18 protein-coding genes are annotated in these 17,948 nt (G+C 70.8%); 9 read left to right on the top strand and 9 right to left on the bottom strand.

What is annotated here, in order from left to right; translation table 11 throughout:
• Window positions 1-18 precede the first annotated feature (18 nt).
• Window positions 19-513 (top strand): MarR family winged helix-turn-helix transcriptional regulator, encoded by a 495-nt coding sequence (locus LBW94_RS16350; RefSeq protein WP_225059474.1) that lies wholly within the window; start codon window positions 19-21, stop codon window positions 511-513.
• Here the strand turns inward: LBW94_RS16350 and LBW94_RS16345 are convergent.
• Together LBW94_RS16345 and LBW94_RS16340 are read right to left on the bottom strand one after the other, a co-directional pair.
• Complete coding sequence (locus LBW94_RS16345; protein WP_225059473.1) at window positions 483-1,142, bottom strand: response regulator; 660 nt, start codon at window positions 1,140-1,142, stop codon at window positions 483-485. The two genes, LBW94_RS16350 and LBW94_RS16345, sit on opposite strands and share 31 nt — an antisense overlap.
• Before the next feature lie 124 nt (window positions 1,143-1,266).
• Window positions 1,267-2,517 (bottom strand): sensor histidine kinase, encoded by a 1,251-nt coding sequence (locus tag LBW94_RS16340; RefSeq protein ID WP_323137877.1) that lies wholly within the window; start codon window positions 2,515-2,517, stop codon window positions 1,267-1,269.
• A gap of 165 nt (window positions 2,518-2,682) precedes the next feature.
• On the opposite strand from LBW94_RS16340, the gene LBW94_RS16335 reads away from it, so the two are divergent.
• Complete coding sequence (locus tag LBW94_RS16335) at window positions 2,683-3,588, top strand: phospholipase (protein WP_225059472.1); 906 nt, start codon at window positions 2,683-2,685, stop codon at window positions 3,586-3,588.
• A 31-nt stretch (window positions 3,589-3,619) separates the two neighbouring features.
• Complete coding sequence (locus tag LBW94_RS16330) at window positions 3,620-4,960, top strand: alpha/beta-hydrolase family protein (RefSeq protein ID WP_225059471.1); 1,341 nt, start codon at window positions 3,620-3,622, stop codon at window positions 4,958-4,960.
• 141 nt (window positions 4,961-5,101) lie between these two features.
• On the opposite strand, the gene gatA is transcribed toward LBW94_RS16330, so the two are convergent.
• Both gatA and gatC read right to left on the bottom strand, forming a co-directional pair.
• Window positions 5,102-6,571 (bottom strand): Asp-tRNA(Asn)/Glu-tRNA(Gln) amidotransferase subunit GatA, encoded by a 1,470-nt coding sequence (gene gatA, locus LBW94_RS16325; protein WP_225059470.1) that lies wholly within the window; start codon window positions 6,569-6,571, stop codon window positions 5,102-5,104.
• Window positions 6,568-6,864: an Asp-tRNA(Asn)/Glu-tRNA(Gln) amidotransferase subunit GatC gene (gene gatC, locus LBW94_RS16320; RefSeq protein WP_225059483.1), complete on the bottom strand. Its 297-nt coding sequence runs from the start codon at window positions 6,862-6,864 to the stop codon at window positions 6,568-6,570. The genes gatA and gatC overlap by 4 nt, the downstream gene beginning before the upstream one ends.
• 263 nt (window positions 6,865-7,127) lie before the next feature.
• Between gatC and LBW94_RS16315 the strand changes: the two genes are divergently transcribed.
• A complete protein-coding gene (locus LBW94_RS16315; protein WP_225059469.1) occupies window positions 7,128-7,778 on the top strand; it encodes an amino acid-binding protein in 651 nt (216 codons plus the stop codon).
• Window positions 7,779-7,794: 16 nt separating this feature from the next.
• On the opposite strand, the gene LBW94_RS16310 is transcribed toward LBW94_RS16315, so the two are convergent.
• Both LBW94_RS16310 and LBW94_RS16305 read right to left on the bottom strand, forming a co-directional pair.
• Window positions 7,795-8,325, bottom strand: coding sequence for a GNAT family N-acetyltransferase (locus LBW94_RS16310; protein ID WP_225059468.1), 531 nt, complete (start codon window positions 8,323-8,325; stop codon window positions 7,795-7,797).
• Window positions 8,326-8,433: 108 nt separating this feature from the next.
• Window positions 8,434-9,063, bottom strand: a complete 630-nt coding sequence (locus tag LBW94_RS16305) for a TetR/AcrR family transcriptional regulator (RefSeq protein ID WP_225059467.1) — start codon at window positions 9,061-9,063, stop codon at window positions 8,434-8,436.
• Window positions 9,064-9,178: 115 nt separating this feature from the next.
• On the opposite strand from LBW94_RS16305, the gene LBW94_RS16300 reads away from it, so the two are divergent.
• Window positions 9,179-10,573, top strand: a complete 1,395-nt coding sequence (locus tag LBW94_RS16300; RefSeq protein ID WP_225059466.1) for an MFS transporter — start codon at window positions 9,179-9,181, stop codon at window positions 10,571-10,573.
• Window positions 10,574-10,823: 250 nt separating this feature from the next.
• Entirely contained in the window at window positions 10,824-11,486 is a 663-nt protein-coding gene (locus LBW94_RS16295; protein ID WP_225059465.1) for an SGNH/GDSL hydrolase family protein, read from the top strand.
• A 7-nt stretch (window positions 11,487-11,493) separates the two neighbouring features.
• Here the strand turns inward: LBW94_RS16295 and LBW94_RS16290 are convergent, their stop codons facing one another.
• Window positions 11,494-12,279 (bottom strand): helix-turn-helix transcriptional regulator, encoded by a 786-nt coding sequence (locus LBW94_RS16290; RefSeq protein WP_225059464.1) that lies wholly within the window; start codon window positions 12,277-12,279, stop codon window positions 11,494-11,496.
• 105 nt (window positions 12,280-12,384) lie between these two features.
• Between LBW94_RS16290 and LBW94_RS16285 the strand changes: the two genes are divergently transcribed.
• Window positions 12,385-13,212 carry an SDR family NAD(P)-dependent oxidoreductase gene (locus tag LBW94_RS16285; RefSeq protein WP_225059463.1) on the top strand — a complete coding sequence of 276 codons (828 nt, stop codon included), beginning with the start codon at window positions 12,385-12,387 and terminating at the stop codon, window positions 13,210-13,212.
• A 234-nt stretch (window positions 13,213-13,446) separates the two neighbouring features.
• Here LBW94_RS16285 and ligA read toward each other — a convergent pair whose 3' ends face one another.
• Window positions 13,447-15,609: an NAD-dependent DNA ligase LigA gene (gene ligA, locus LBW94_RS16280; protein WP_225059462.1), complete on the bottom strand. Its 2,163-nt coding sequence runs from the start codon at window positions 15,607-15,609 to the stop codon at window positions 13,447-13,449.
• A 121-nt stretch (window positions 15,610-15,730) separates the two neighbouring features.
• Here ligA and LBW94_RS16275 point away from each other — a divergent pair, with 121 nt between their 5' ends.
• Both LBW94_RS16275 and LBW94_RS16270 read left to right on the top strand, forming a co-directional pair.
• Entirely contained in the window at window positions 15,731-16,150 is a 420-nt protein-coding gene (locus tag LBW94_RS16275; RefSeq protein WP_225059461.1) for a PPOX class F420-dependent oxidoreductase, read from the top strand.
• Window positions 16,151-16,370: 220 nt separating this feature from the next.
• A complete protein-coding gene (locus tag LBW94_RS16270; RefSeq protein WP_225059460.1) occupies window positions 16,371-17,144 on the top strand; it encodes an NAD(P)-dependent oxidoreductase in 774 nt (257 codons plus the stop codon).
• Here LBW94_RS16270 and LBW94_RS16265 read toward each other — a convergent pair.
• Entirely contained in the window at window positions 17,114-17,941 is an 828-nt protein-coding gene (locus LBW94_RS16265; RefSeq protein ID WP_323137876.1) for an ArsR/SmtB family transcription factor, read from the bottom strand. The two genes, LBW94_RS16270 and LBW94_RS16265, sit on opposite strands and share 31 nt — an antisense overlap.
• Window positions 17,942-17,948: the final 7 nt, after the last annotated feature.

The raw sequence follows: 17,948 nt of genomic DNA, 5'->3' as shown, positions 1-17,948 counted from the left end.
AAACGGGAGAAGGGTGGCATGGACAAACCCACCGACCGGGTCGAGTTCGAATGCATGCTGCTCGGCCGTTATGCCCTCAACCAGCGGTATCGGCGCGACGGCACACCGATTCTGGATCGCAGCGCCTATCTGTTGCTCAGCCGGTTGGAGTTGGAGGGCCCGATGTCGATCGGGCAACTCAGTGAGGCGTTCCATCTGGATGCCTCGACTCTCAACCGGCAGACCGCGGCACTGCTGCGCGTCGGCCTGGTCGAGCGGATCGCGGATCCCGATGGCGGCCTGGCCCGCAAGTTCCGGATCACCGCCGCCGGGGAGAAACGCCTCGACAGCGAGCGCACCGCCAATGTCAGCGCCCTCACCGACCTGATGCAGGACTGGGCGCCCGCGGACGTCACCGCCTTCGCCGATTATCTCCAGCGACTCAACAGCCGTATCGAGGACCACGCCGGGCAGCCCTGGCCGCGACCGGCGCCCGCGCCGGATCAGCCGGGGGTCACCAGCCCGGATTCGTAGGCCAGCACCACCGCCTGCGCCCGGTCGCGCAGATTCAGCTTCGCGAACACCTTGGAGACATGGGTTTTCACCGTCTGCTCGGCGACGTACAGGGCAGTGGCGATCTCCGCGTTGGACATACCGGTGGCGACCAGTTCCAGCACCTCACGCTCCCGGGGGGTCAGCGTGTTCAGCGCCGGGGCCGAAACCGGACGCGCGCGGCGGCGGGTCACATCGTCGATGAGGCGCCGGGTGACCGTCGGAGCCAGCAGCGCCTGACCGTCGGCGACCACCCGCACCGCCCGCACCAGTTCCTCGGCGGGCGCGTCCTTCAGCAGGAATCCGCTGGCGCCGGCGCGCAGCGCCTCGTACACGTAGTCGTCGATGTCGAAGGTGGTCAGCATCAACACCCGCACGGGCGGATCGAATCCGGCGGCCAGGATGGTGCGGGCGGCCTCCAGACCGTTCATCTCGGGCATACGGACATCCATCAGCACCACGTCGGGCCGCAACCGCCGGGCCTCGGCGACCGCGACCACCCCGTTCGGGGCGTCCCCGACCACACTGATGTCGGATTGCGCTCCCAGCAGCGCACCGAACCCCTGCCGCACCATCGCCTGATCGTCGGCTATCAACACGGTGATCGGCACGGACTACCTCACAGCGACCGGGGACACGGGAACTGCCAGTCTTCCACGGAACACCGCGGCCCGGCCGAGTGCGCGCGCGGCAGCGCGGCCGGGCTCGCACGGACCGCTGCCTCCCCCGCAGCCCTCATGCGACAGAGCTCGCCGCCGAGACCGAGACAGCTGTCGCGTCGGCCAGTCCGGCCAGCAGGGGCAGCGTGGCCCGCACCTCGAATCCGCCGTCGGGGCGGGGACCGGCGGCGAAGGCGCCGCTGAACGCGGCCGCGCGGGCCTGCATTCCGGCGATACCGGTGCCGGGGACACCGGTGGTGGCGGGCACCACGCCGGGCTCGTTCGCGACCGTCAGCGCCACCACTCCGGCTCGCACCACCAAGCCGACCTGGACGTCCGCGCCCGGTGCGTGCCGGGAGGCGTTCGACAGCGACTCCTGTGCGATGCGGTACATCGCCAGCCCGACGGTGTCCGGGACGTCCGACAGCGGGCCGTCGATGGTCCATTCGATGGACATCCCGGCGCGGCGGGCACCGGTGAGCAGATCGAGCAGATCGGCGGCCGAGGGCTGCGGTGCATGCTCGGCCAGTTCGCCGTCGCTGCGCAACAGGCCCAGCATGCCGCGGATCTCGTTGAGCGCCGAGCGAGCAGAAGCGCCGATCGAGTCGAATTCGGCACGGGCCGCCGGGGACAGGTCACCGACGCGGTAGGGCGCGGTCTGGGCCTGCACCACCACCATCGACATGTGGTGGGCGACCACATCGTGCAGGTCGCGGGCGATGCGGGCCTTCTCCTGCAAGATGGCCCGACGGGCCCGCTCCAGCTCGTTCTCCTCCTCGCGCGCCACCAGTGCCCGGCGGGAGAGCATCAGCCAGCGCACCAGCAATCCGAACGCCACCAGGCCGGTCATGGCCAACGGCCAGGCGAGCCCGGACGCCGAACCGTCCTGACGGGCCATGGTGGTGCCGAACAACAACGCGGAGACCGCCCAGCCCAGCAGCACCACCCGCATGTCCGCCCGCACGACCGTGGCGAACAGCAACGGGAACAACGCCAGGATGTGCACCACCTGGAACGGCAGATGCTGACCGGGCTGATTCGGGATGATCAGCGCGATGCCCGCCGCCGAGCCGGCCGAGATGGCCCAGCCCAGCCCGGGATTGACCCGGATCAGCGCGAACGGGAACGCCGCGAGGCCCGCGATGAACGGCTGCGCGGCCGCCGGGACCTGATGGGTGAGGTGCAGCGTCGGCCATGCCACCGCGAAGAAGACACCGGTGACCAGAGCGGTCACGCCGTCGAACAGCAACCGCCGCCGGTCGGGATTGCGTGCGGTGCCGTACGCCACCCGTGCGAAGTGGGCGGTCCGAGCCTTGTCACGAGCCATGCCACCACCGTACGAATCGGAACCGCCCGCGTCTTCATACCCGTGGGCCAATTCGAACCCCTACCGGAGTATGACGCCGGGGCCGTGCTCCCCCGCATCGGCGAGCGTCGAATCCGACGCCGGCGGGAGGTGGAGATCGGTCCCCGATTCCTAGCGTCGGCTGCCATGAGCGACATCACCCGTCGACGCCGGCACGGCGTACTCGGCGCCGCCGCCGTCCTGACGATGCTGACCACCACCGCGATCGCCCCGGCCCAGGCGCTCGCACCGCACGCGGGCACGCCCCGGACAGGGCCGCAAACAGGCACGTCCGAAACGGCCACGCCCCGGACCGGCACACCCCTCGGGACGGTGCTGGACGCCGACCGGTCGCCGGGCCCGGCAGGCGCGCCTCGGGTAGCCACGCCCCGGACCGGCACGTCCTGGTCGGGCGCGCTGCGTCCCGGCGGTCCCGCCGGGACCGAGAACGCCTCCGCGCGCGCAGCGGTGCTGAACCTCACCGGCGCACAACCCGATTCAGCGGAGCTGCCGGACGATTTCGCGGTGACCTCCGGATATCTTCCGGAGCTGCGCGGCGGATTGCTGATCGACCCGACCGGCAGCTGTTCCTCCCCCATCCCGCTGCCCGCCGACTTCACCCCCGCCTGTCAGGCCCACGACCTGGGCTACGACCTGCTGCGCTACGCGTACGACCACGGTCAGCCGCTCGGGCCGTGGGCTCGGCAGGCCGTCGATTCGGCATTCGGCCATCGACTGCACGCCGTCTGTGCCGACCACTCCGGTACCGTCGGCCGACTCTGCTGCGACCTGATGGCGTCCACGGCCGACACGGCGGTCGATCTGAACTCGCGCCGCCAGAACTACGCGACGCCGCGGCCGGAATACATGTTCGGCAGCCAGTTGTCCGGCAGGTCTCTCGGCACACAGGTTGTGCGCCTATCGGCGCTGGCCTTCGCCGTCGGCGCGTTGGCGGGCGGACTGGGCTTCGCGGCGCGCTCCCGCATCCGGCGACGGCCGGGCGCACGCGGACGGTGGTCCAGCCGGGTCGGTGTCGCCGACCTCGCGGGGTGATCCGCTCATGTGCTGGAACAGGGTGTTTCGAATGATCGGAGATACGCCGGTGCGGCGTCTCCCGCGACCCGCGACAAGCCTGGCGGTGGGCGTCGGCGCCGCGGTGTCGCTGGCACCGGGGTTGTTGCCACGTACCGCGACCGCGCAGGGATTGCTGACCGGCGTTCTGGTCGCGGCGGCGCTGGCGGCGGCGGCCGGGGTGCGGATGGTGGTGCGGCGGAACGGGTCCGAGGGTTCGGAGGCATGGCGGGCCGTGGCCTTCGGGCTCGGTGTGCTCGCCGTCGGGGTTTCCGTCGCGCATGCCCGGCAATGGCAGAATGCGCTGCGGGCGGCGATGGGGCTGCCCGATACGGATCTCTGGTATTGGCCGCGCTGCCTGCTCGGGGCCGCACTCGTGGTGGGTGTCCTGGTCGGTGTCGCGCGCGGATTCCGGTGGGTGTGGCGGCGATTGGGAGCGGCGCGCGGAGTCGGGCTGGTGGTGGTGGCAGTGCTCGCCGCGCAGTTCGTGCTGTTGCCGACCGTGGCCGAGTGGCGGCGTTCGGCGTATGCGGCGGCCAATGCGGCGATGGATCCGGCCGTGGTGCAACCGGTTTCCGCGAGCCGGTCGGGCAGTGCGGTGTCGGCGGTCAGCTGGCCGTCACTGGGGGTGGAGGGCAGGCGGTTCGTGACCGGATCACCGAGTCGGTCGGTCCGCGTGTACGTCGGTCTGGAGTCCGCGCCCGATCTGGCGGCCCGGGTGGATCTGGCGGTCCGGGAGCTCGAGCGGTCCGGGGGGCTGACGCGCGGCAATCTGGTCGTGGTGGTGCCGACCGGATCCGGCTGGATCGACGCGCGCGCGGCGGCCGGGTTGGACGAGCGGTTCGGTGGCGATGTCGCGCTGGTCGGCTTGCAGTATTCGGAGGCGCCGAGCTGGGCGACGTTCCTGTTCGGCCGGGCCGCCGCGGAGAAGTCGGCGCGCGCCCTGTTCACGGCCGTCGAACAGCGGGTGGGTGAACTCGGCGGTCGGCCGAAGCTCTACCTGTACGGCCAGAGTCTCGGGGCGGCGGCCGGCAGCGCGATCTTCACCGGTGAGGAAGATCAGCGCCATCGGATCTGTGCCGCGGTCTGGGCCGGACCGCCGGCGAACCGGGTGCACCGCGCGCATGCGACGGTCCTCGCCAACTCCTCCGACCCGGTGGTCCGCTGGTCGCTCCGATTACTGTGGCGCGCACCCGATCTCACCGGCACTCGCGACGACGCGCCGCGACCCGGCTGGCTACCGGTGATCAGCTTCGTGCAGACGTCCGTCGACCTGCTCGGCGCCCTCGCCCCGCCACCGGGCCACGGCCATCGCTACGGCATCGATCAGGGCACCGCCATGGCGACCTGCTGAGCGGAGCTCCGGAACAGCACGGACCGAATCACCGGCGTTCCGGCACGATCGAATCGCGCGAATGGCCGAGCCCACGGTGCGCGTCCGAGCCCTCGTATCGGTGAGCACCCACCCGGGTGCTCACCGAAACCCGCTGTCGTACTAGACGATCGCGCCGCGGGCGGCCTCGTAGGCCGCGCCCACCCGGTACAGCCGGTCGTCGGCCAGGGCCGGGGCCATGATCTGGAGGCCGACGGGCATGCCGTCGTCCTGGCTGAGGCCGGACGGCACCGACATCGCGCAATGACCGGCCAGGTTGGTCGGCAGGGTGCAGAGGTCGGAGAGGTACATCGCCAGCGGGTCGTCGACCTTCTCGCCCAGCTTCCACGGGGTGAACGGGCTGGTCGGCGAGACCAGCACGTCGACCTGCTCGTAGGCCCGGTCGAAGTCCTGCGCGATCAGGGTGCGGACCTTGAGGGCCTGACCGTAGAAGGCGTCGTAGTAGCCGGCCGACAGCGCGTAGGTGCCGATCATGATGCGGCGCTTGACCTCCGGGCCGAAGCCCGCCTCGCGGGTGGCGGCCATCACCTGTTCGGCGCTGTGCCGGCCGTCGTCGCCGACGCGCAGGCCGTAGCGCATGGCGTCGAACCGGGCCAGGTTCGAGGACACCTCACTGGGCAGGATCAGGTAGTAGGCGGGCAGCGCGTGCTCGAAGTGCGGGCAGGACACCTCGACGACGTCGGCGCCGAGATCTTTCAGGGTGGCGACAGCGGTGTCGAAGGAGGAGATGACGCCCGGCTGGTAGCTGTCGGAGTGCAGCTCCTTCACCACGCCGACCTTGATGCCGCGCAGATCGGAGCGTGCACCCTCGCGGGCCGCGGCCACCACATCGGGCACCGGGACGTTGCGGGAGGTGGAATCCTTCGGGTCGTACCCGGCGATGACCTGGTGCAGCAGTGCCGTGTCGAGCACGGTGCGGCCGCACGGACCGCCCTGGTCCAGCGACGAGGCGCAGGCCACCAGGCCGTAGCGCGACACCGTGCCGTAGGTGGGCTTGGTGCCGACGGTGGCCGTCACCGCGGCCGGCTGCCGGATCGAACCGCCGGTGTCGGTGCCGATGGCCAGCGGCGCCTGATAGGAGGCCAGCGCGGCGGCCGAACCGCCGCCGGAGCCGCCGGGGATGCGGCTGGTGTCCCACGGGTTGCGGGTGGGACCGAACGCGGAGTTCTCCGTGGAGGAACCCATCGCGAACTCGTCCAGGTTGGTCTTGCCCAGGATCGGGATGCCCGCCGCGCGCAGCTTGGCCGTGACCGTCGCGTCGTAGGGCGCGACCCAGCCCTCCAGGATCTTGGAGGCGCAGGTGGTGGGCATGTCGGTGGTGGTGAAGATGTCCTTCAGCGCCAGCGGCACCCCGGCCAGCGGCGAGGCGACGGTCCCGGCGGCGACCGCGCTGTCCACCTCGGCGGCGGTGCGCAGGGCCTGCTCGCCGGCCACGTGCAGGAACGCGTGCAGTTCGCCGTCGACCTCCGCGATGCGCCGCAGGTGCGCCTCGGTGACCTCGACCGAGGACACCTCGCGGGCGTGGATCTTCTCCGCCAGCTCGGCCGCGGAGAGCTTGGTCAGCTCGCTCATTCGCCCTCCCCCAGGATCTGCGGGACCAGGAACCGCTGCTCGTCCACCGCGGGCGCGCCGGACAGCGCCGCGCCCGGGCTCAGGCACGGCTCGACCACGTCGGGACGGGTCACGTTCGTGGCGGGATTCGGCGACGCGGTGGCCGGAACATCGGCGGCGACCTGCGAGATGACCTGGACGTGGCTGAGGATCGAATCCAACTGCCCCGCATACAGGTCGAGCTCGTCGTCGGTCAGGGCGAGCCGGGACAACCGGGCGAGGTGTGCGACCTCGTCGCGGGAGATGGCGGGCACCGCGGGGACCCCTTTCAGCAGATTGAGGTACTGATCCGCCCCGCGCGGCGCAGCGGCCGTCGAGCGGGACGGATACAGCCTAGCGAGTCCGTCGGACAACTCGTGCACAGGAGGCGGCCGCACAGGCACAATTACCGGTATCGGCCGGTGTCATCGGCCGCCCCGCGCGCTTCGGCTCGATTGTCCGAGGCGGTGGGTGTAAGTATTGCGAGACTCGGGTATCCGTCCATGGCCCCGGTTGCACCAGAAAGGAAGGGACGCACGTGTCATTCTTGCTTCGCGTGCAACTTCCGGATCGCCCAGGAAGTCTCGGCTCACTCGCACTCGCGTTGGGCAGCGTCGGTGCCGACATCCTGTCGCTGGACGTGGTCGAACGCGGCGCCGGTTATGCGATCGACGACCTGGTGGTGGAGGTGCCTACGGGCGCCCTGCCCGACACCCTGATCACCGCCGCCGAATCACTGGCCGATGTGCACGTGGATTCGCTACGGCCGTACTCCGGGATGCTGGACACCCACCGCGAACTGGAACTCATCGATCAGGTCGCCAGCGCTCGCGACGACCGGTTGCAGGTGCTGGTCGACGGCGTACCCCGGGTACTGCGCGTCGGCTGGTGCACGGTGGTGGACATCGGGTCGCAGGGCGCCTACCGCGTGGTCGGCAGCCCCAGCGCACCCGAGACCCAGGCCGCCTCGGCGCCGTGGATGCCGCTGGAGAAGCCGCTGGTGCTCGACGGCGAGGCCGATTGGGTGCCGCAGATCTGGCGGGACATGGACACGAAGCTGGCCGCGGCGCCGCTCGGCAACACCGGCAAGGTGTTGCTGCTCGGTCGCCCCGGCGGTCCGGACTTCCGGCCGTCGGAAATCGCCCGGCTGGGTTATCTGGCCGGGATCATCGCCACGGTCCTGGGCTGACATCGGGCAACACGTGTCATTCGACACGTGCTGGGCCCGGTGTGCGCAGGGCGAAGCGCATCACCGTCAGGGGTTTGCCCGATCCGGTACTCCAGTCCCGTTCCGGGACATGGACGAAACCGATCCGTTCGTAGATGCGCCGGGCGTCGGCCATGGTCTCCATGGTGGTCAGGATCACCGCCGGATATCCGCCCACACGCGCCGCGTCGAGGACGGCGCCGACCAGCGCGCCGCCGATCCCCTGCCCGCGCGCGGCCTTCGCGACGGCGAGCATCCGGAATTCCAGTTCGTCCGGCCGGGCGATATCGGCGTACGGGGTTCCCGGCTCGGCGACGGTGAGCGAGCCGAGCACCTCGCCGTCGCGCACCGCCACCAGCACCTCGGCCGAACGCGCCCGGGTCGCCGTGTCCAGCAGTTCGGCCAGATAGGGACTGTCCGGGTGCACATGCCCCTCGCCCAGATACACCGAGACGGTCAGCGCCCCGATCGTCTCGAACTCCGTCGCCCGCGCCGGCCTGATCTCGAACCCGTTCACACCTGAACTCACCCCTCGATAGTGCCCAGGCCGCCGATCGCGCGGCGAATCCGGGCCCGGCACGCGCGCATCGTCCGGAGTGAACCGGGTCCGTGCGGCAGCCGAATCCGCGGTGCGCTGTTACGCCGCCGCGCCGATCAGGGCGGTGACGATGGTGTGCGCGGTGGGGATACCGGTCGAATCGCCCATCCGCGCGGCCGAATTCGCGGCGCTCATGAGGGCGTCCAGGTGGAAGGCGAGCGCGTGCGGCTCGAGCCCGGCCAGCGCACCCTGTTCCTGTGCGCGGCGAATCTCCTTCTCCAGCACCGCGAACCAGTCGGCGCGATCGGCAGCGAGCGCGTCGCGCACCGGGCCGGGGCGGCTGTCGAACTCCGTCATGCACTGGCTGCGGAAACAACCGCCGGGCAGGATCGGCTCGCTGATGTAAGTGAACCAGTGTTCGACGAGTGCGCGCAGCCGTGGCAAGCCTCGCGGCGCGGTCAGGGCGGGGCGGACGACCGCGTCGATGAACATCTCCCGCGCCGCCTGTACCGCGGCCAGTTGCAGGTTCTCCTTGGTCCGGAACAGGGTCGCCACCCCGGATTTGCTCACGCCCAGATCGGCGGCGAGGTTGCCCAGGCTCAATCCGGTCAGGCCCTCCACCGAGGCCACTTCCGCGGCGCGCCGGGCGATGGCCGCGCGCGCTCGCGCGCCCTTCAGCAGTCGTCGATCCGATATCTGCTGTTCGGAGGTCTGCGCGAGGTCTGCCACCCCTCCATTTTGCGCTCCCGTCTTGCATATGTGAACGATCGGTCGTACTTTTCAACAATACGCACGATCGTGCGTGCAGTTTGTTTCCCCGCCCTTCTCGCGAAAGTCGCTCCCCATGACAGACGTGTCCTCGCGGCCCACCGCCACCCGGCCGACCGCCCGCCTGGCTCTGCTGGTCGCCTCCGGCGCCGCCTTCATGTCCTTCCTCGACCTGTCCGTGGTGAACATCGCCTTCCCGGCCATCACCCGCGACTACCCGCACACCGCCGCCACCACCCTCACCTGGGTGGTCAGCGGTTACGCCGTCGCCTTCGCCGCCCTGCTCACCCCGGCCGGGCAACTGGCCGACGCGCTCGGGCGCGGACGCGTATTCCTGTCCGCCCTGGGCGGTTTCGCGCTCACCTCGCTGCTGTGCGCACTCGCCCCCGACGCGAACTGGCTGATCGCCGCGCGATTCGTACAGGGCGGCGCCGCCGCCTTCCTCATCCCCGCCGGGCTCGGCCTGGTGCTGAGCGTCACCCCGCCCGAACGCATCGGCGCGGCCATGGCCGCCTGGACGGCCGCGGGCGGGTTCGCCGCCACGGTCGGACCGGCCGTGGGCGGCGCGCTGGTGGACTGGTTCGGCTGGCGCTCGGTCTTCGTCGTCAACGTGCCGATCGCCGCGCTGCTGCTGCTCGCGGGACTGCGGCTGGCCACCGGCGACCAGCGGCACGGGGACGGGCTGCCCGATCTCGCCGGCACCGTCGCCACCGGACTGGGCATCGGCGCGATCGTCGCGGCCGTCACCGAGGGTCAGCAGTGGGGCTGGACCGATTGGCGCACCCTGACCGTCGGGGTCGGCGGGGCGATCGCGCTGGCGGCGGCGCTGTGGCGGTCGCGGCGGCATCCGCGTCCGGCCATCGCGGTCGGGTTGTGGCGCAGCCACTCCTACGCCCTGGTGAACGCGACGGCTTTCGTCTTCGGTGCCGCCATGTTCGCGTGGCTGCTGGCCGGACCGCTGTGGCTGGACGGCATATGGCACTACTCGGTGCTGAAATCGGCCGGGGCCATGACGATCGGGGCCGTCGCGTCCATGGTGACCGCGGTCCTCGCCGGACGCGCGCCCGCCGGCCGGCAGCGCCTGCTCGGCATCCTCGGCGCGGTCATGTTCGCCGCCTCGACCCTCTACATGAGCACCGGCGTCTGGGATGCCACACCCGCGCTGTGGCAGGCGTGGGTGCCCGCGGGCCTCCTCGGCGGTGGCGGTATCGGCCTGCTGATCACGGTGCTGGGCACCACCGCCGCGAGATCGCTGCCGCCGCAACGGTTCGCGGCCGGCGTGGGGATGAACGTGACCGCACGGCAGTCCGGCGGCGCGCTCGGCATCGCGGTCCTGGCCGCGGTGTTCGCCGCCGATCCCGGTGCGCCACTGACCGCCTTCCACACCCTGTTCGCGGTGTGCGCCGTCATCGCCCTCGCCGCAGCCCTTCTCGCCGCGGTTCCCACGCGGGCCGAGGAGGTCCCGGCATGAACGGTCGAGGCAGCCTCACCATGCACGACCACTCCGATGGACGGGCCGCGACGGCGGACCGTCACCGCGCACATCCATCACACGGCCTCCGACGGCACCCACCGATGAGCAGGGGCCGAGGACTCCGGCAGAATGCCGCCACGCGCACCCCGGCACTCACGTCCGCAACACGACACGAGTACACCCGGGGACCGAGGCAACAGTGGAACGTCGCCACGCGGGGCTACCACTCCGCCAGGAACGACATCGCATGAGCATTGCTACCCGTACCGAGCAGACCGATCCTTTCCTGTTGTCCGACAACGAGACTCGCACACTGTTGGGCGAGGTGCCGTGGCGGCGGTTCGCGGTGATCGGTGATTCTATCGCCGAGGGGATCGGTGATCCCTGGCCCGGCTACGAATCCGTGTCCTGGGCCGACCGAGTGGCGCGCGGACTGCGGGCCGCACATCCGGCGACGGCCTATCTCAACACCGGTCGGATGGGCGCGGTCATCGCCGAGGTCCGCGAACAGCAGCTCGGTGACCTGACCGCGTTCCGGCCCGATCTGGTCCACATCTGTTGCGGCGGCAACGATCTGTTCCTGCGTGGCGTGGATCCGGCGAAGGTCGAGGCCGATCTCGACGATCTGTGTGAGCGGGTCGCCGCGACCGGGGCGCGGCTGTCGATGTTCACCCTCGCCGATGCCTTCACCGGCCGGATGGCGCCGCTGCGGCCGCTGTTCGCCGGATTCGCCGAGGCGGTACGGCGGACGGCACAACGCCATGATGCGGTGCTCACCGAATTCTGGGACCATCCGGCCCGGCTGCGGGAAAGCTGGCTCAGCGCCGACCGCGTCCACCTGACCATGGCCGGGCACGCGGTGGTCGCCGCCGAGGTGGCCCGGTCGCTGGCCCGCGGCGGGCAGCGCTGAGCGGTGGTCAGGCGGCGGCGAGCCGCACAGCGAGTTGCGTGCGGCTGGTGCACGAGGTCGCGGCGAGCGCCCGGCTCAGGTGTTTCTTCACGGTGTCGACGCCGATGAACAGGCGCTGGGCGATCTGCCGGTTGGTGAGGCCGCGGGCGGCGAGGTCGGCGACCTCCCACTCGCGGGGAGTGAGCTGCCAAATGGATTGCGCCGCACGGCGTTCCCGGTCGCGGCTGAGTTGATCGATGACCAGCGGGGTCAGGTGGCGGCGCAGCGCGCGCAGCACCGCCATGTCCCGGTCCGGGACCCGGTCGGTGTCGCAGGCGGCCATGCCGACGTAGAGCACACCCGCCGCGCCGCCGTCCACGAGCAGGGCGGCCTTGTCGCGAATGCCGTGCGGGCGGAGGAAATCGCGCACGAACTCCGAATCCGGCTCCAGTTCGGCCAGTCGCACGACGCCCTGCTCCGCGAGCAGCCGCGCGGTGTGTTCGGAGCGGAACGGATCGTGCGTCGCCCAGTGTGCCGCGTATTCGTCCAGGAACTCGGGCAGGTATCCGGCCTGGATGCCGCAGCCCTCGCGGATCGCGTCGAAGAAGGTATCGCCGTGCAGCACCGCCACTCCGGTGAAGCCGAACCAACTCTGCAATGCCAGCGCGAGCGCCTGCCGGAACTCCGTCAGGTCGTCCGCGTGATCGACGGATTCCAGCACTCCGATCAGCCGCCGATAGTCCTCGGCAGTGAGCGTCTCCCCGGCCGGGAGGGCCCGAGGACGGCGGCCGGGGGCTGCGAAAGCGGAATTCACCCCCTCCAATATTCCACCTTTGGGCCATACCGGCCCGGCCGCACGGCGGGCAACGTAATAGGCGGACGCGGCGGGAACCGCCGGGCAGAGCGAAAGAGATGTGAGATGAACGAGCCGCAGCAGGGTCGTCGGTGGCTGATCACCGGAGCCAACAGCGGATTCGGCGCCGCCTTCACCGCGGCGGCCCTGGCCGCCGGCGACGAGGTGGTGGCCGCGGTCCGGCGGCCGGAGAGCATGGCCGATGTCGTGTCGGCGCACCCCGGCCGGGTGCGGGTGGTGGCACTGGACGTGCGCGACGCCGCGGCCGCCGAACAGGTGGTGCGGGAGGCCGGGCGTATCGACGTGCTGGTGAACAATGCGGGTTACGGGATCGTCGGGGCGATCGAGGAGACCACGGAAGCCGACCTGCGCGATGCCATGGAGGTGATGTTCTTCGGCCCGCTGCGGCTCACCCGGTTGGTGCTGCCGCAGATGCGGGAACGCCGCAGCGGGGCGATCGTTCAGGTGAGCAGCATGGGCGGGTTCCTGTCCTTCGCGGGCGTCGGCAGCTACAGCGCGGCGAAGGGTGCGCTGGAACTGGCCAGCGAAGCCCTTGCCGCCGAGGTCGATCCGCTGGGAATCCAGGTGCTGATCGTCGAACCGGGCTCGTTCCGAACCGGTTTCGCGAATCCGAGCGCGCTCAGCGTCGGCGCCGCGATCCCGGACTATGCCGGCACCGTCGGTCCGATCCGCAGCAACCTGCCTGCCTCGGACCAGCAACAGGACGGCGATCCGCGCAAGGCCGCCGACGCCGTACTGGCGACACTCGGCGTACCCGGCGCCCCGCTGCGGCTCACCCTCGGCGCGGATGCCGTGGCGGCTGTCCGCGGCAAGCTGTCGGCGGTGGCCGCCGACCTGGACGCCACCGCGCACTTCGACACCGCGATGGTCTGAGATGCGCTGCGCCCCTTGGGGCTTGCCCGCACCCGGTCGGCCGGATCAGCGGACCCAGCCGCGGCGACCTGGTCGGCTGGGTCGGCCCGGCCGAGTCGGCTGGGTCGGCCCGGCCGACCGGATCAGTCCACGCAGCCGGATCAGCCCACACGACCGGATCAGCCCACTCGACCGGATCAGTCCACACGGCTGGATCAGCCCGGTCGGCGGGGTCGGCTCGTCGGCCGGGTCGGTCTAGTCTGTCGCGTCGGCGGGCTCGGTCGGCTCCACAGGCTCGTCCTCTTCTGCGAGCTCGGTCGAATCCGCAGGCTCGGCCGCCGGGGTCACCGCCTCCGGGCCGGACTCCAGTAATAATCGGAAGCCGTCCTCGTCGAGGATCGGGACGCCCAGCTCCTCGGCCTTGGCCGCTTTGGTGCCCGGGGCCTCGCCGATGACCACGAAGGCCGTCTTCTTCGAGACCGAACCGGCCGCCTTGCCGCCGCGAATCAGGATGGCCTCCTTGGCCTCGTCTCGGGAGAAGGTCTGCAACGAGCCGGTGACCACGATCGACAGGCCCTCGAGGGTGCGCTCGATGGACGCGTCGCGTTCGTCGGCCATCCGCACCCCGGCCGCCTGCCACTTCGCGACGATCACCCGGTGCCATTCGACGGTGAACCACTCCACGACCGCGGCCGCGATGGTCGGGCCGACGCCGTCGACGGCGGCGAGTTCCTCGACCGAGGCGGCCTCGATGCGAGACATCTCACCGAATTCGGAGGCCAGGGCGCGAGCGGCGGTGGGGCCGACATGGCGGATCGACAACGCCACCAGCACCCGCCACAGCGGCCGGTTCTTCGCGGCATCGAGGTTCTGCAACAAGCGCTTTCCGTTGGCGGACAAGCTGCCGTTCTTGTTGGTGAACAGGGTGGTGCCGAGCAGTTTCGCCTCGGTGAGGTCGAACAGGTCGCCCTCGTCGTCGATAGCCCCGGATTTCAGCAGGTCGATCGCGGCCTCGTAGCCGAGCGCCTCGATGTCGAAGGCGCCGCGACCGGCCACGTGGAAGACGCGCTCCCGCAACTGCGCCGGACAGTGCTGCTGATTCGGGCAGCGGATATCGGCGTCGCCCTCCTTCTCCGGGGCCAGCTCGGTACCGCATTCGGGACAGTGCGTGGGCATGACGAAGGCACGCTCGGTGCCGTCGCGCACATCCACCACCGGGCCCAGCACCTCCGGGATGACATCGCCGGCCTTGCGGATGGTGACCGTGTCGCCGATGAGTACGCCCTTGCGCGCCACCTCGGCGGCATTGTGCAGCGTGGCCATGGCCACGGTGGAACCGGCGACGGTGACCGGCTCCATCACCGCGAACGGGGTCACCCGGCCGGTGCGGCCCACGTTGACCTGGATGTCCAGCAGTCTGGTGGTGGCCTCCTCCGGCGGGTACTTGTACGCGATGGCCCACCGCGGCGCGCGGGAGGTGGCGCCGAGCCTGCGCTGCAACGAGAATTCGTCGACCTTGATCACCTGGCCGTCGATCTCGTGCTCGATGTCGTGCCGGTGCTCACCCCACCAGCGGATACGGTCCAGGACGGCGTCGGCGCCCTGCACCCGGACGGTGTGCGCGGAGACCGGCAGTCCCCACGCCGCCAGCGCGCGATATGCCTCGTACTGCGATTCCGGGGCGAAACCCACCCTGCGGCCGAAGCCGTGGCAGATCATCCGCAGCGGCCGCCGCGCGGTGACCGCCGGATCCTTCTGGCGCAGCGAGCCCGCCGCGGTGTTGCGCGGATTGGCGTAGGGCGGTTTGCCTTCCGCGACGATGGCGGCGTTGAGCTCCTCGAAATCGGCGACCCGGAAGTACACCTCACCGCGCACCTCCAGCAGTTCCGGGACGGGGAACTCCGCGCTGGGGGCGAGCTGCGCGGGGATGTCGCCGATGGTGCGGGCGTTGAGGGTGACGTCCTCACCGGTGCGCCCGTCGCCGCGGGTGGCGCCGCGGACCAGGCGGCCCTGCTCGTAGACGAGGTTCAGCGCGACACCGTCGATCTTGACCTCGCACACGTAGTGGATGCCGGCGCCCGTCTCGGCCTCGACGCGGCCGATCCAGGCCCGCATCTCGTCCTCGTCGAACACGTTGTCCAGCGACATCATTCGCTCGAGGTGGTCGACCGCGGTGAAATCGGTGGCGAAACCACCGCCCACCAGCTGGGTCGGCGAATCGGGGGTGCGCAGATCGGGGTGGGCCTCCTCCAGCTCCTGCAACCGGCGCAGCAGCGCGTCGAATTCGCCGTCGGAGATGATCGGGGCGTCCCGCACGTAATAGCGGAACTGGTGCTCGCGCACCTCTTCGGACAGCTGCTGCCACTGTGTCCGCTCGTCGCCCGTCGCGGGCCGGATCTCGATCCCCGATTCGCTCACGAAAGGCAGACTAGCGGAGCCGACCGACAAGTCTGCTGCCCCATTCCCGCACGTCGTTCCAGGTCCGAGTGGCGACACGCCGGTGGGGAACAGCCCACCGGCGCCGGGAGTTGGAGCCGATATGGAACTCGATGCCGCACTGGATTTCGCCCGCAGTACCCCGCGTTCGGTGCTCACCACGCTCCGCCGCAACGGCCGGCCGCAGCTGTCGAACGTGACGCATTCGGTCGGCGACGACGGGGTCATCCGGATCTCGATCACGGCCGACCGGGCCAAGTACCACAATCTGCGGCGGCAGCCCTGGGCGGCGTTGCACGTGACCAGTGCCGACTTCTGGCAGTACGCGGTGCTGGAGGGCGATGTCGAGCTGACCCCGGTCGCGGCCGCGCCGGATGACCCGACCGTCGAGGAGCTGATCACCTACTATCGGTCCGCCAGTGGGGAGCATCCGGACTGGGACGACTACCGGCGGGCCATGGTCGCGGATCGCCGTGCGGTCGTGCGCATCACGCCGGATCACGCGTACGGCATGCTGCCCTGAGCGAGCACGACAACCGCGCGGCCACGGTGACCGAGTCGGTCTGACCGGCCGGCAACCGCGCCGTCCGGGATCGCGGCGGCTCGGACATCGGGTCGGCTCGGACATCGGGTCGGCTGAGCCGGACACCCGGACACCCGGACACCCGGACACCCGGACACCCGGACACCCGGACACCCGGACACCCGGACGATCGTGGCATCCCGACAGAGAGGACGGCAGCATGAGCGTGGTGGGCCTGGTGCATCCCGGCGACATGGGTGCGGCGGTGGGCCGTTGCCTGCGGCAGGCCGGGCACACCGTGCTGTGGGCCGCGACCGGCCGCAGCCCGGCCACGGCGGCGCGCGCGGCCGCCGCCGATCTCACCGACGTCGGCACGGTGGCGGCAATCGGAGCGAAAGCCGATGTGGTGCTGTCGATCTGCCCGCCGCACGCGGCCGTGGACACCGGCCGGGAGTTCGGCGATTTCGGCGGAATCTTCGTGGACGCCAACGCCGTCGCCCCGGACACCACCCGCACCGTCGCCGGTCTGGTCGGCGGCGAGTTCGTGGACGGCGGCATCGTCGGGTTGCCGCCCGACGGCTCCGGCGCCACTCGTCTCTACCTGTCCGGGCCGCGAGCCGCCGAGGTGGCCGAGCTGTTCACCGGCAGCGATCTGGATGCCCGGGTGCTGCCCGGCGCCGGGATCGGCGCGGCATCGGCACTGAAGATCACCTATGCCGCTTGGACCAAGGGCGCGCAGGCGCTGCTGCTCGACGTCCGCGAGCTCGCCCGCGCCGAGCGCGTCGAGGACGCGCTGCTCGCGGAATGGGCGCTGTCGCAACCGGATCTGGCCGGCCGCAGTGAGCAGGCCGCGGCCACCGCGACCGCCAAAGGCTGGCGCTGGATCGGCGAGATGGAGGAGATTGCGGCGACATTCGACGCGCACGAGTTGCCGTCCGGATTCCACCGGGCCGCGGCCGAGGTCTATCGGCGCCGGCTGCGGCACGGACGATGAGCTCCCGGACGGCATTCAGGACGGCAGCGTCTCCCCGGTCTCCAGCAGCGTCTCGAGATCGGCCAGGATCCCCGGACAGCCCTGGCTGACGGCCGCCGGCACACCGCTGTCCGGGCCGAACCGTCGTGTACCACGGTGAGCTCGACGACCTCGCCCCTCGGCTCGAGTTCGAAGGTCACCGTCGATCGCGGCTCGCTGCCCCAGGCCGCCCCGTCCTCCGCGCTCATCTCCATCGCCTCGGCGAAGGACGGGTCGAAGGTGTGCCAGGTGTCGGACAACCGGCGGTACGGGTCGGCCTCCAGCACCACCTGAGCCGGATCCGTGCTGGACCAACCGTGTTGGTGCCAGACCATTTCGGAGCCCTTGCGCCAGTCGGTGTCGGAGGTCGCGCCCCGATAGCGCTGGGTGAACGCCGGATCGGTGAGCGCCTGCCACAGCGCGCGATCGGTGGTCTCGATGTGGGTGGTGTAGCCGAATTCTTCACTCGTGGCCGCACTCTCCGATGCGGTCTTCAGATCGGCGAGGGCGTGCACCCGCCGCCGGTCGTAGTGGTGGATCCAGCGGTCGGAGATGGCGTTGACGGGCTCGGCGTTCAGATAGTGCAGCTTCTCGCGCCCCCAGCGGCGGGTGGTCACCAGATTCGCCGCCTCCAGCACTGCCAGATGTTTGCTGACCGCCTGCCTGGTCAGCTGCAACCCGGCGCCCAACTGACCCCGGCTCTGACCGTCGTGCGCGTTCGGACTGTCCAGCAGCAACCGGCGGCTGGGATCGGCCAGCGCCTTGAACACCTCGTCCACGGCATCA

Source organism: Nocardia sp. alder85J (assembly GCF_020176955.2).
Classification (GTDB): domain Bacteria; phylum Actinomycetota; class Actinomycetes; order Mycobacteriales; family Mycobacteriaceae; genus Nocardia.
This window is presented reverse-complemented; position numbering and strand designations above follow the sequence as displayed.